The organism is Candidatus Poribacteria bacterium (assembly GCA_021295715.1).
GTDB lineage: Bacteria > Poribacteria > WGA-4E > WGA-4E > WGA-3G > WGA-3G.
This window is the reverse complement of the sequence record JAGWBV010000003.1, coordinates 47341-61560: the sequence shown is the minus strand read 5'-3', so window position 1 is coordinate 61560 and position 14220 is coordinate 47341. Positions and strand designations below refer to the sequence as shown.

General features: G+C 47.9%; 9 protein-coding genes. 8 read left to right on the top strand and 1 reads right to left on the bottom strand.

Annotation, left to right across the window (positions count from 1 at the left end):
- Nucleotides 1-197: 197 nt before the first annotated feature.
- From aspS to J4G07_01250, 6 genes are all read left to right on the top strand, one after another.
- A complete protein-coding gene (aspS, locus tag J4G07_01275; protein ID MCE2412612.1) occupies nt 198-2237 on the top strand; it encodes an aspartate--tRNA ligase in 2040 nt (679 codons plus the stop codon).
- 83 nt (nt 2238-2320) lie between these two features.
- Nucleotides 2321-3916 carry a dicarboxylate/amino acid:cation symporter gene (locus J4G07_01270; protein ID MCE2412611.1) on the top strand — a complete coding sequence of 532 codons (1596 nt, stop codon included), beginning with the start codon at nt 2321-2323 and terminating at the stop codon, nt 3914-3916.
- Nucleotides 3917-4110: 194 nt separating this feature from the next.
- Nucleotides 4111-6387 carry an AI-2E family transporter gene (locus tag J4G07_01265; protein MCE2412610.1) on the top strand — a complete coding sequence of 759 codons (2277 nt, stop codon included), beginning with the start codon at nt 4111-4113 and terminating at the stop codon, nt 6385-6387.
- Between the two features lie 333 nt (nt 6388-6720).
- Nucleotides 6721-8169 carry a ribosome biogenesis GTPase Der gene (gene der, locus J4G07_01260; GenBank protein ID MCE2412609.1) on the top strand — a complete coding sequence of 483 codons (1449 nt, stop codon included), beginning with the start codon at nt 6721-6723 and terminating at the stop codon, nt 8167-8169.
- 136 nt (nt 8170-8305) lie between these two features.
- Nucleotides 8306-9277 carry a D-glycerate dehydrogenase gene (locus J4G07_01255; GenBank protein MCE2412608.1) on the top strand — a complete coding sequence of 324 codons (972 nt, stop codon included), beginning with the start codon at nt 8306-8308 and terminating at the stop codon, nt 9275-9277.
- A 179-nt stretch (nt 9278-9456) separates the two neighbouring features.
- Nucleotides 9457-10785, top strand: a complete 1329-nt coding sequence (locus J4G07_01250) for an NCS2 family permease (GenBank protein ID MCE2412607.1) — start codon at nt 9457-9459, stop codon at nt 10783-10785.
- 293 nt (nt 10786-11078) lie between these two features.
- Here the strand turns inward: J4G07_01250 and J4G07_01245 are convergent, their stop codons facing one another.
- Complete coding sequence (locus J4G07_01245; GenBank protein ID MCE2412606.1) at nt 11079-11951, bottom strand: phytanoyl-CoA dioxygenase family protein; 873 nt, start codon at nt 11949-11951, stop codon at nt 11079-11081.
- A 240-nt stretch (nt 11952-12191) separates the two neighbouring features.
- On the opposite strand from J4G07_01245, the gene J4G07_01240 reads away from it, so the two are divergent.
- Complete coding sequence (locus tag J4G07_01240; protein ID MCE2412605.1) at nt 12192-12737, top strand: hypothetical protein; 546 nt, start codon at nt 12192-12194, stop codon at nt 12735-12737.
- 71 nt (nt 12738-12808) lie between these two features.
- Nucleotides 12809-14218, top strand: a complete 1410-nt coding sequence (locus J4G07_01235) for an amidophosphoribosyltransferase (GenBank protein ID MCE2412604.1) — start codon at nt 12809-12811, stop codon at nt 14216-14218.
- Nucleotides 14219-14220: the final 2 nt, after the last annotated feature.

The window sequence follows — 14220 nt, the reverse complement described above, 5'->3', positions numbered from 1 at the left end:
ATACGGAAAAGCGCGTTATTCTTCAAAACCCATCTGACCGAACCGCAAGGAACAATTAAAAAAACCGAACCGCAAGTAATAATTAAGAACCTGAATTTCGTAGGACGAGCAAGCCCGTAATGAAATGGAGGGCGGTCTACGAAAATAAGCGTCAAAGTGCTAACCCACTTGACCGAACCGCAAGGAAATATAGAAAAATGTCTCAAGAAACCCAAGAAGCCACATCGCCTTGTCTAAAACGAACCCATTATTGTGGGGACCTGCGCTTAACCGAGGTTGGTACGACTGCGCAACTCAACGGTTGGGTCAACCGCCGTCGAGATCATGGTGGTGTCATCTTTGTTGATTTACGTGATAGAACAGGCATCACACAAGTAGTCTTTGATCCGCAGATTGACGAAAAAGCACACGCCCTCGCAGATAGTATTAGAAGCGAATATGTGTTGAACGTCAGTGGCACCGTTCGCGAACGTGATCCGGGCGAATTGCTCTTCCATGCGGATGCTGCGTACCAAACCGAACTCGACGATGGCACCCTCTCTCCAGCGTTCCGATCCCTGTTTGCAGAGGTCGATACGAAGTACACGCTCTCCGGGGAGATTGAAGTGGTGACCCGCGTCGCTGGCACGCGATGGCTGCTCACCGATCTCGAAAATAATCGGACATATCATATTGTCATTGAAGATATGGGGGGAGAGGAAGGTCTCAGCATTTATCAAGGCACAGTCAACCCAGAACTCGATACGGGTGAGATTGAACTCGCTGTGGACTCTCTGAATATTCTGAATACTGCTAAAACGCCACCGTTTCCAGTTGAAGACGATATTGACGTAGCGGAAGACATTCGGATGCGCTACCGATTTATTGATCTGCGTCGTCCTGAGATGCAGAAAACTTTAGCAATGCGGCATAAGGCAGCACTCGCAGCACGTAACTATATGAACGAGCAGGGTTTCCTTGAAATTGAGACTCCTATTTTGATGAACAGCACACCTGAAGGGGCACGCGATGTACTCGTTCCGAGTCGTCATTACCCCGGCAGATTCTATGCGCTTCCACAATCACCGCAGCAGTTTAAACAGATTTTGATGATGAGCGGCGTTGATCGATATTTCCAGATAGCGCGATGTTTCCGTGATGAGGATACCCGTTCTGACAGACAGTTGGAATTCACGCAGCTGGATATTGAAATGTCATTCGCCGACGTCGACGATGTGCTTGAGGTGACCGAGGGGTTGATGAAACGCATATTTGAGGATGCGGGTGGTATTCCGGTCCAAACGCCTTTCCTACGGCTCCCGTATCACGAGTCAATGGCGCGGTTCGGGAACGACAAACCGGACACGCGGTTCGGTATGGAACTCACCGATCTCTCAGATGTTATGGCGGATTGTGAGTTTCAGGTATTTACGCGCACCTTGTCAGCAGGTGGGCAGGTCAAAGCCATTGCCGCCCGAGGAGGTGCGGACTTTTCACGCAAAGACATCGATGACCTGACCCAATTCGTCGCTACGTACCGGGCAAAAGGATTGGCATGGGTTAAGGTCACGACAGAAGGGTTCTCGTCGGGGATCGTTAAGTTCTTCACAACGGAGCAACTGGAAACAGCACAAGAAAGAACGGGCGCGAAACCGGGCGACATCATGTTCTTTGTTGCTGACAAGCCGAAAGTCGTCGCCGATGCCCTCGGGAATCTCCGCCTCCATCTCGGGAAAAAACTGAACCTCATTGACGAAACCCAGTACAATTTTCTGTGGATCGTTGATTACCCGCTGTTTGAGTGGAACGAGGATGAGAATCGTTACGAACCTTTCCATCATCTCTTCACCGGAGGGACAGAGGAGACATTACCGTTGTTAGACACAGATCCGGGCAAGGTTCAGAGCCAACACTACGATCTCGTGTGCAACGGGTATGAAATCTGTAGCGGGAGTGTCAGAATCCACCAGTGGGATATCCAACAGAAGGTTTTTGACGTTCTGGATATTACACCGGAGGAGGTTGAAAGTCGGTTCGGTTATTTCATAGATGCGTTGTCGTACGGTACACCGCCGCATGCTGGCATTGCACCAGGCTTAGATCGGATGGTCATGCTGATGCGAAACGAGGAGAACATCCGAGAGGTAATTGCGTTCCCGAAATCGCAACAGGGACTTTGTCCGCTCACACACGCTCCCTCTGTTGTAACAGACGCACAGCTTGAAGAGTTATCGATTCGAGTTGATGCAGAACTTTAAACGCAGTCCTGTTTTCGCTGGCGAGGTTTTTAATCTCGCCAGTAGCCGTTTTAAATTAACACTTAAAAAAGGGAAAACAAACTATGAATGAAAATGGAAGTAATGGAAGTAAACCAAGGGCCAGCCTCGGTCTGCTCTACGGGATTGTCATTGCCATTGTTGCAGGGGCAATCATCGGTGGGTTCGCGCCAGGATTTGCAGTCCATACAACAATACTCGGTGAGATATTTCTAAACCTACTGAAGATGATAGTGGTGCCGCTTGTCATCCTATCCATGATAGTCGGGATAACAAATTTAGGCGATATTCGCAATATAGGTTCTATCGGCGGACGAACCGTCCTCTACTATATGGCAACAACTGCTATTTCCGTTATCATCGGGATGATTCTCGTTAACATCATCTTGCCGGGGAAGGGACTATCACAAGGTGAAGATCGCGCTGATCTGAGTTACACGCTCTCTGGTCCTGAGATGCTCACTGTTGAGCTAAGCGGGGAATTCAATCGGACATATAACAATAAATATATCGTTACCCTCACCGATCAGGACGTGCGCGGCGAAGTGGAATCTATTTCTGGAACAACAGTCACAGTAAAAGCGTGGCACCCCATCGCCACGGATGCTCGCTACGTGACAACGGTCAGTGGCGAACGTCTATTATTCGTTGACGGACGGCTTGTGACAATAGAACCCCAAAATACCGGTAAAGGCATCGACGTCAATTTGCCAATTGCCACAAGAGTGTCCGGCAAAATGGAACGGACCATGGGCAGTACTATCAAAGAGGTATTTCTCGGCAACGAAGAAACCGGCAAAGAGGGAATGATCCCCTCAAATGTCTTCAAGGCGATGGTGCGGACTGACATTCTGCCTTTAATCTTTTTCTCACTCCTTATCGGTGCCGCTTTATCTATGCTTGGGGATATCGGAAAACCTGTCATCGCCGTGATTTCAGGGCTAAATGAGGCAGTGATGAAACTTGTTCACTGGATCATGTATGTCGCACCGGTCGGCATTTTTGGTTTAATCGCGGGGAGAATTGGCGAGGCAAAAGGGTTCGCAGGTTTTTGGCCCGAACTTGTGGCGGTGGGCAAATATAGCGCGACAGTCGTGTTAGGACTCGGTATACACGGTGCCATCGCTTTACCGATACTCCTCTTGATCTTGGGACGCAGAAATCCACTTAACTACTTCAAAGGCATGGCAACCGCCTTGCTCAACGCCTTTTCGACAGCAAGTTCAAGTGCTACACTGCCCCTAACAATGGAAGGGGTTGAAAATCAGAACGGCGTTTCCAGACGTACCTCCAGTTTTGTTCTTCCCTTGGGAGCGACCATTAATATGGATGGCACCGCACTCTATGAGGCAGTGGCTGTCATGTTCATCGCACAGGTCTATGCGATAAACATGGATCCAGCGCAACAAGTTGTTGTTGTACTGACAGCGACCTTGGCAGCAATCGGTGCGGCAGGAATTCCGGAGGCAGGTCTTGTCACAATGGTTATTGTCCTCAGAGCCGTGGATCTCCCCGTTGAAGGTATCACGTTGATTCTTTCCATTGATTGGCTACTTGACCGGTTCCGTACCACAGTTAACGTCTGGGGCGACAGCATCGGGGCAGGCGTGATTGAGACGTATGAATCCAGAGATTCAACGGATGCCCCGGCAACCGCGTAAGTAGCCGTCGGAAACCGTCAGCAAAGAAGCCGTCGGCGTATGAGTAATCGGCAATCAGTAAGGAGGGGTTTTTGCTTGGGTATTTCTGCGGGTTGCCCTTGTTAAACGAATACCTCTTCTACTGACTACTGAAAGGATTTTTGGAAAAAATCCGACTCGACCGCTGACTGCCATAAAACCGAAAGTTATTCACAATGAACACGCAAAATGAGCCGAATCCACAACAGCCAGTGCTCAGCGTCACAGCAATTCTCTCAATTATCAGCGTCGTGCTCGCCGCTGGATGGATAGCCTTTGCCTATTACAAAGGCAGTGCCAACAGCAGCCGAATACTCCTGCTGCATCCAGTTGTGCCAATACTGCTGATGGTTCTGCTTATCCGCGTTTACCGCTGGATCGACCTGAAAAGCATCGTCATTCTTGAGATATTGATGATAGCTGTATGGATTTTTATACGTTTGTTGGGCGTGCTGACCCCTTTCATTTTAGGATTTGGCTTCGCTTATATCTTTAGGTTTCTCTGGAATGCTCTCCCATTCAAAGCACAATACCAACGTGGGATCGCGACAGTCCTGATTGTTTTCGTCTGCGGTGCGTTGCTTTTCTATACCGGGAAACAGGTGAGTAAGCAAGCAACCCAAATGGGAAGTGGATTGCTGAAGTTTTATCATGAAATTGTTCTGCCTTATATCGTTGGTGAAACATTTGAAGCGGTCGCTATTAGTGTTAACGAAGGCAATGTAGCCGAAGCAGACGAACAGGCGACACCAGCAGAGACGTTCTACCTCGGGACGAATCACGGGGTCTATGAAATCCGACAGGGAGCAGAGCCGGAGCTTGACCGTATTGGTATTACGAACAGTGGGCTCCTTGGTAAACCGATACAAGCACTCGCAGCAGTTGGAAACGTTATCTATGCTGGTACTCGGAGTGGATTATATCGGTATTACAAGGCATTGCCTATTGATGCCACTAAGGCGATTGAAGATAATGTAACACGCATCCGGAACCCAAGAATATGGCACAAGGTGCAAGGAACCCCTTTCGATACTCTCTCTGTTCAAGCGATCAGCGTTCCGAATTGGGATAATACCCAGATTTACGTTGGCACGCAGAAAGGACTTTATAGCAGTAAGGATTTAGGACAAACTTGGCGTGAGGTGGCTCCGAACATTTATAGCGACAGGTCCATCATCAGTATTGTCTCAATTGTGGATACGAATGGTGATAGGATAATTTATGTTGCCAGTACAGCGATAATTGATGCAATGTCTGTAGGAGCCAGCTCCAGTTCGCTATCTCCTTCTATAACGCCTCAGGCGACAATGGTGCATTGGTATCTGGAGGATTCTTCTCTTGAGTGGAATCCACTTCCTTCTGCAACGCATCCGGTTTATGCGTTGGCAAGTGGTGGTAGAACGTGGAATGTCCGGCAAGCTTCTGTAGGCTTGCGTTTAGAAGATCCGTCACCGGAGGTTGATATTGAACTTTACGCTGGTACGCCGGATGGTCTCTATGAGTGGCATCGTCTCGGCACATGGCGCAAAACGGAAGGGACTGCTGCAGTCTCGTTGATAGCGTCTGCACCTTCCGGTGTATACATCGGTAATGGAATTTCTATCCTGCATCGCGCGCTGCCTGCAGCCGGATGGCAGCCGTTTGCGACGCGAAACGAAGGGATTAGTTACACCTATCGGGACGAGCCTATTGTCCAGCAGGTGAAAACATACTTGACCGAAAGAATTCCCACAATCGCTCAAACTGGTGGTGAGGCTGTCAAAGAAGGGGTTCAGTTAGCGGGTTCGATCGCTTTCGGATTTGGTGGATTTTTAGCCACAGTATCGCTTGCTTTCATTGTGTTTGTCTATGCAAACCAGTCGTTTGACAAGTATTTCCGGAGTTTCATCATGCTGGTCCCTGAGCTTCATCGCGAAACTGCCAAGACCTATCTGCGCGAAATTGACAGAAATTTACAGCAGTTCCTAAAAGGATTAGTTGCAGTTATCGCAATTGTGTCGGTCGTTTCCTGTATTGCATACAGCATTATCGGGGTGCCGTTCGCATTGGTCATTGGTGTCATCGCCGGGATCTGTAATGCGATACCGACCTTTGGACCCTTTATCGGTGGCGGTTTCGCCTATGTAGCGATGCTAATGGGGCTGGCGGCAGGGGATTTCGGTATCATTGATTTCCTTATTCGTAGTGCATTTCTGTTAGCTGCCATTCTTGGCATTCAGACGCTTGACAACTCATTAATTTCACCTAAAATCATGAGCACCGCTGTTGATGTAGACCCGCTGCTTATTATGTTTGCTGTGATCGTTGGGGCAGCTGTACTCGGATTTTGGGGGGTATTGCTTGCAATACCTATTATTGTTGTGGTAAAATCGGTTATTGCAGTTTCTCAATCTGTAGCGACAGATGGACGCTTGGAAGTTAACTCAGCCAACGATGCTACGGAAAATCCGTAACAGGGTGGAGGGCATTTGTAGGAGGGAAATCCTTCATCGCCCGTCAATAACCTAATCGTTACGTAAGTTAGAACAGGTAAACCCAAGCATCGCGCCGGGCTGGATATACGAAAACGACTTCCGTCGTAAAACCGACCTGAACGAACCGCAAGGCTTTTAATGTCGGGGTTCCTGGACTGCGCTCCATTTTATTACGCGCAGGTTCTTTGTGTAGTCCAAAATCGTATAGTCCGTAACGTAGTGGAGGGGTTTGCTTGGGCGTTTCCGCAGGTATACGGAAACGCACTCTAAACCTGAAACTCACCTCACCGAACCGCAAGGAACATTAAAAATATGGAAACCGTGCGACCCATTGTTGCGATCGTCGGCAGACCGAACGTCGGGAAATCGTCACTTTTCAATCGAATCACTGGAAATAGCCGCCGGCAGAAGCGTGGTGATCGGTTAAGAAATGATCCTGTTGAATCGGAGTCCTCTTTAACTGATGACCTAAAACTGGAAACTGAAGACTATAAAGTTGAAAGTCGGCGACTGAAAGCTGATCGCCGATACGCTGTCGTTCATGATACTCCGGGCGTGACGCGCGACAGGAACTACGCTGACGTAGAATGGGCAGACCGAGCTTTTACTATCGTTGACACCGGCGGTTTGGACGTTGATCCCGATGACCGACTCATTGATAATGTTCAAGCACAGGTGGATGCTGCCTTGGCTGAAGCGAGTCTTGTCCTTTTTGTCGTTGACGCACGAGTTGGTATCATGCCACACGATAGAGTTGTCGTTGATAAACTCAGAATCGCTGGTAAACCTATCTTCCTCGTCGTCAATAAGGTAGACAGCGACAGATTTCACAATGAAGCCGCCGAGTTTTACGCACTCGGATTGACAGAGCTGATGTGGACATCGTGCGTCCAAAACGATGGGATTCGGGAACTCCTTGACCGCGTTGTTGAAGTCCTTCCAGAGATCGACGAAACTGTTCACGACGCGCCTGCCACAATGAAAATCGCTATTGTTGGCAGACCGAATGTCGGAAAATCTTCGTTTATCAACAGTTTGTTAGGTGAAGATAGAATGATTGTTGATGACCGACCCGGTACCACGCGCGATGCAGTGAATATTCGAATCGTTCACGACAATATCCCTTTTGAGGTCGTTGATACGGCAGGAATGCGGCGTAAATCCACTATCAAAGATGAGCTTGAATCCGCAACCGTACAACGCGCGATACACAGTATTCGCCAGAGCGACATCGCTGTACTTGTGCTGGATGTAACCCAAGAGGTAGCGCAACAGGATAAGACTATCGCTAATTTCATCGAACGACAAGGGAAAGCCTCCGTTTTAGTCATGAACAAGTGGGATCTGGTTGATAAGGACAATACAACACATCCAACGTTTATGGATGCGATAGATGCTCAACTTCCGCAACTCGGCTATGTTCCACGTGTCTTTACTTCGGCGCTAACTGGACAACGCGTTACCCAAGTATTAACGACTGCTCTTGAGGTATACCGTGAGTATTGTACACACATCCCTACACCGGCACTCAACGAATTGCTTTTAGAATTGCGTAGTGCACATCCACCGCCGCGGGTTAAAGGTGTACGTCCCGCACTTAAATATATTACACAGGTAGAAACTAAACCCCCTACTTTCTTAATCTTCGGACGGAATATCCATCGCGTCCAGCAGCCCTATGATGCGTACCTTGTCAACAGTATTCGGAAGGAATTCGGATTTCACGGCACACCGATACGGATTTTTTATCGCAGATCATAGGAATGGCTGTCAGCAATCAGGCATCAGCGGTCAGTCACAAGAGACTTTTGTTAAACGATAATCTCTTTACCGATTGCTGAAAGGATTTTTTGAAAAATCCGCACTGACGGCTGATGGCTATTAAAGGAGGAATGCTTTGTCGAAATTTAAAGTCTTTGTTACGCGTCCTATCCGGGAAGAGATCCGCGCGAAGATAGCAGAAGAATGTGAGGTCGATATGTGGCACACGAGCGCCATTTTGCCGCCTATCGCAGATAGAATTCCGCCACTTGATGGGTTAATGACTTATGGGCATGAGCCTGTCTCTCCAGAGATGATTGCTACAGCACCGAATCTCAAAGCGATCTCTGTCGTCGGAGTCGGTTATGACCACGTCCATGTTGAAGCGTGTAGAGAACGCGGGATCGCGGTTGGACATACACCGGGGGTTCTCAGTGATACCACCGCCGATATGACCATGGCACTCCTGCTTGCCACTGCTCGAAATATTGTTCCTGCCTATAACCATGTCCAAGTTGATAAACAGTGGCATTACTATGACCCAAACATCCTCTGGGGAACTGATGTACATCATTCCACTTTGGGGATTGTAGGTATGGGACGCATTGGGCATGCGGTTGCCAAACGTGCCAGAGCCTTTGATATGCGTGTCCTTTATTACAAACGTGAACGTCGACCCGATTGGGAACAAGAACTCGGTGTAGAATACGGAACACTTGAAAATCTATTGGAAGTCTCCGATTTCGTGACGCTTCACGTCCCGTTAACCGAAGAAACAACACACCTCATCGGCGAAGCAGAACTTGCTTTGATGAAAAAGACAGCCATTTTAGTCAATATCGCGAGAGGTCCCGTCGTTGATCACTACGCTTTATATGATGCACTTAAGCAGGGACAGATTGCAGGTGCAGCCGTCGATGTAACCGAACCAGAACCGATTAATACCGACCATCCGCTTCTCAGTTTGGACAATGTTATTGTTGCCCCACACCTTGGGAGCGCAACTGTCCAAACGCGGATGAAGATGATGACAATGGCAATGGAGAATTTGCTCGCAGGTTTGAAAGGAGAGCAATTGCCTTATGGTGTGCTTCAACCAAATTTTTAATAGCCATCAGCCATCGGCTATCAGCAAAGAAGGGTTCTGGTATACATGGTTCCCTTGACTGCCACAAAATGGCTATCAGTTTCAGAAAGAGATGCTTAATGCGCATCGGAACCCTTTTTCTGATGGTTATTCTCCTGATTGCTGACCGCTGACTACTGACCACCAATAAAGGAGGGAAGATGATACTTGAAAAGCTATTTGCGTTAAAAGAAAGCGGCACTTCGTTGAGACGCGAATTCGTTGCCGGTCTCACGAATTTTATGACCATTTCATATATAATCTTCGTGCAACCCGCAATGCTTTCGCAGTCTGGTATGGATTATGGTGCCGTTATGGTTGCGACTTGCCTATCCAGTGCACTCGCGACGTTCTGCATGGCATATTTTACGAATTATCCTGTTGTATTGGCTCCGGGTATGGGGCTTAACGCCTATTTCGTTTTTGACCTTTGTTTAGGTTCAGGTATACCTTGGCAGGAAGCGTTGGGTATTGTATTTATAGCGGGTATGCTATTTTTCATACTCTCGTTTGTCGGGATACGCGAGGCAATCATGAATGCGCTTCCACACTCGCTCCAAAATGCCATTGCTATTGGGATTGGGTTGTTTATTGCCTTCATCGGACTACAGATGAGTGGAATTATTACAAAAGATCCTGCCACGTTTATAACCCGCGGTGATCTTGATGCCAGACCCGTACTCCTCTCAATCTTCGGTATTGCTGTAACGCTCACACTCATCGCACGCAAGGTGCGAGGTGCTATCCTGATTGGTATCCTCATTTCAGCTGCTGCCAACCTCATCGTTGGAACAGCCTCCTATGACGGAATTGTCGCTGCACCGCCGTCCATTGAGCCAACGCTCTTTAAACTACAGTTTCCCAATATATTTGCCAGACTGGAAATCATTCCCGTCATCTTTGTGTTTTTCGCCATTGATATGTTCGATAGCATTGGGACGCTTACGGCTATCGGATATCGAGCGGAACTGATGGAAGAGGGAAAACTCACAAAAGCCAGAGGGGCACTTTTGACGGATGCAGGAAGTACCGTTGGCGGGGCATTGCTCGGCACTTCGACTGTGACGTGTTACATTGAAAGCGCAACAGGTATCGCCGAAGGTGGACGGACAGGACTTACCGCTGCCTTTACAGGCATTTTCATGTTGCTGTCTGTCTTTTTATATCCGCTTGTTAAGATCGTTGGCGGTGGGTTTCAGATTAGTCAAGCTGCTTTCCTTTATCCGATTATCGCGCCAGCACTCATTGTTGTCGGTGGATTGATGCTCAGAAGTGTCAGTCAAATTGACTGGGAAGACATCACAGAATCGATCCCCGCGTTCCTTACGATGCTGATGATGCCGCTCTCCTTCAGTATTACGGACGGCATCGGTTTCGGGTTCATCTCATTGGCGTTTTTGAAGTTGGTGACGGGTCGTAGGAAAGAGATTCATCCGGTCATTTACTACTTCGCACTCTTCTTCATCGCGTGTTACATCGGTGATCTGTAGATGCAATGTGCAATTATTATCCTTTGCTGGTGGGGTTTGTAACCCCGCCAGGGGATCGTTAGTTAATTGTAAACTTCACTAAAGTCTTGACGACAGGAGATTTAACGCGCTTCGTATTATCTTATCCATTCTAAAGTGTAGATTTAAGTTTCTCCTTTTCCGTATGAGACTTCAGAGTAAACTTCCAGGATACCTCCTGCAAAAACCGCTGAGAATCCAGTCATGGTATAGGTTTACGGCTTTTTTGGAATCTATCATTTTTTGCGTTTTACTCTGAATACTCTGAAACGCGCTTACCCCTGCCAATTCAAATTGATACTGGTATACCCATGCGTATACTGCTGAAAATGCGGCGGTAAGTCCGCTAAGAACTGCCTGCCTTCTTCTGGGATTTCCCACGGAGTATCAATATGGTGGTCCCGATGCCGAAAACCGACACCGCACGACAACCGAATTTCATCAATCTGGTTCGGGAACGCGCCGTGATACGTCCGGTGCGCAAACACAATCATATCCCCCGGATTCGTGAAGAGTGGCACCAATCCCGGAATATCAAATCCTACATAAGCCTTTTCTTCTTCGCCTTCCTTATAGAAGGAGCGTTTGTCCGCTGTCAGTTTGAAGCCTTCGGGACCTTTCCAGTTCTCGACGTGAGACCCTTCAATGATGCACAACCCTCCGTGTTCTGGACGAGAACCCGTCAAATAGAACCATTTACCTGAGGGCCAAAGTCCACGGTTAAGCACATCACCTGAATTTTTGGGGGTGTCCGTTGAAAACCCACACCAGTCCGTATGCCATGCAACAGGCTGAGACCCAGGCATCCGAATGATAGCGGCAGATCGGTGGAGGGTCAATTCCTTTGCACCGATCAAGTGCCGATGGATTTTCATAAAGGGATCGTATCCGAGCAGCTGCCAAGCCCCCGGTCCAGACTCAATCCACGCGTGTCGGGTGCTGCTCTGTCCATGCTCTAATTCCCGTTTCGGATCTGTGCCGTCAAAGACCGCCTGCTTTAAACTATCGACCAAATCAGGAGGTAGGACATCTTTGATAATCGCAAAACCATGTGCTTCAAGGCATTCGGACACGAGGGAAAGTTCATCGGTTTCAAACTCGTAAGTGTAGTCAAGTTCAGGTTTCTGAATCTCTAAATATTCTTTCATTTCTTTTCCTCTGCGTAGAACAAGGCTGGTTGTCTATATTGTAAATACCGAGTGTTGTCGGCATTCTAATAAATATTTGCTGTTTCGTCAATCCCAATTTTTGTGATGGATGGATATTTCTCCAAACCAAAACTTAAAACTGAAGGACCCTACAGGAAAAAGATTAGATTGTTTTGACATTAATGTTGCATCATGTTACAATAGAATTGAAAATTTAATTAGACAGAAAGTCGAGAGCGCATGGAAACCAAAAATAACATTACATTAACGTTCGGGCAAATCGTCGCGGGGAGTGTCATTGGTCTGGTAGGTGGATGGATCTGCCTGATGATATTTGAGAGTCTTATTTGGCAATTCCTACTTGGAAACCGAGTCAATCACGGTTTCTGGGTAGGTTTATTTCTCCTCATCTCGCTAACCGTCACATACGGAGTTGTGATTATAGGTGCAAGTATGGGGATCCGTTTTCTGAGTCAAAAATTTGGTGCCGATATCCCTCTAAAGCCGCTCTGTTCGGGGGCATTTTTGGGACCACCTGCTGTCGTCGGTTTGCTGGCACTGCTTAACGTTCCGTGGGAAATATTTGGCAGACCGAATCTGATCTTGGCGTTGCTCTTACCCGTTCTAAAAACACTTGCGTATATTATCTCGTTACCCATGCGTGGGTGGGTTCACCTCGGTTTACCGGTCGAAATCTGGTATATTCTTGCTATTCCTATCGGTGCAATATTGGGGTACAGGTTAACACCGATAGAAGACACACAAGCGAGTACAGAACAGGCTTAATTTAGGAAAGGCTTCTTTGATGAACTGTTGCGTAAATTCAAGAGTGCACGCTGGAGGTTCCACCCATCAAAATGCAATACGATGATAAACCAAAGGACGAATGCGGTGTATTTGGCGTTTTCGGCCATCCAAAAGCGGTGGAATTGACGTATTTAGGGTTACGCGCCCTTCAGCATCGCGGACAGGAGAGTAGCGGCATCGTCGCATCAGACGGCGAAAAGTTTACATACCACCACGGTATGGGGCTTGTTCACTCCGTCTTCACTACTGAAGCTTTAGCGAAACTGAAAGGGCATATCGCTATCGGACATAACCGGTATTCAACTGCAGGGGCAAGTACGCTTGAAAACGCACAACCTTTGGTTCGGAACTACAAGCAAGGTCCCCTCGCGCTCGGTCACAATGGCAATCTCGTCAATGCCCTGCAAATTCGGAATCACTTAGAGAATGCGGGTTCCATCTTTAGCACCAGTTTGGATACTGAAGTCATTTTCCACTTGATAGCGCATTCGCGGAAGCAGGCGTTGGAGTATAGAATTATGGATGCACTGCGAAGTGTTGAGGGTGCGTATTCATTCGTATGTATGGATAAAAACACGCTGATGGGTGCTCGTGATGCTCATGGATTTCGACCGCTCTGGCTCGGTAAACTTGGGGATGCATACGTGTTAGCGTCTGAGACGTGTGCCTTTGATGTGATTGAAGCGGAACCGATACGTGAGGTAGAGCCAGGAGAGTTAGTGTTTACACGCTCTACACATCGGGGTGTAGAGTCATTTCGTTTTCATAAGAAACAGGCGCAATTATCGCAGTGCATCTTTGAATATATCTATTTGGCACGACCAGATAGCATGATGTTTGGGCAAAGCGTGAACAACACGCGCCGCGAATTCGGTAGACAACTCGCCCGTGAACACCCTGTCAAAGCAGATGTTGTTATCCCAGTACCTGATTCTGCAACAATCGCTGCGCTTGGATACGCCGAAGAGTCTGGCATTCCGTTTGATTTAGGATTATCTCGAAATACTTTCGTCGGTCGCTCCTTCATGAACCCAACACAGGATGTCCGGGAACTGATGGTGAAGATAAAACTGAATCCAGTGCGCGATGTGCTGCGCGGCAAACGGGTCGTACTTGTGGACGACTCAATCATGCGGGGGACAAACAGCAGGAAACTCATCAAAATCGTTCGGCAAGGCGGCGCGACAGCCGTCCATCTCCGCATCGCATCCCCTCCGAATAAATTCGCATGCTTCTATGGTGTGGACACACCGACCCGTGGCGAATTAATCGCAAGTTCGCACACAATTGAGGAAGTTCGAAAGTATATCCGGGCAGACAGTCTGGGGTATCTCAGCATTGAAGGACTGCTCAATTCAGTGGAAACACCCCAGGATTTTTGTACCACCTGTTTTGATGGAAAATATCCGATCCCGTTTGTGGAAGAATCCTCACAACAACTTCCCTTAATCGTAGATTAAAC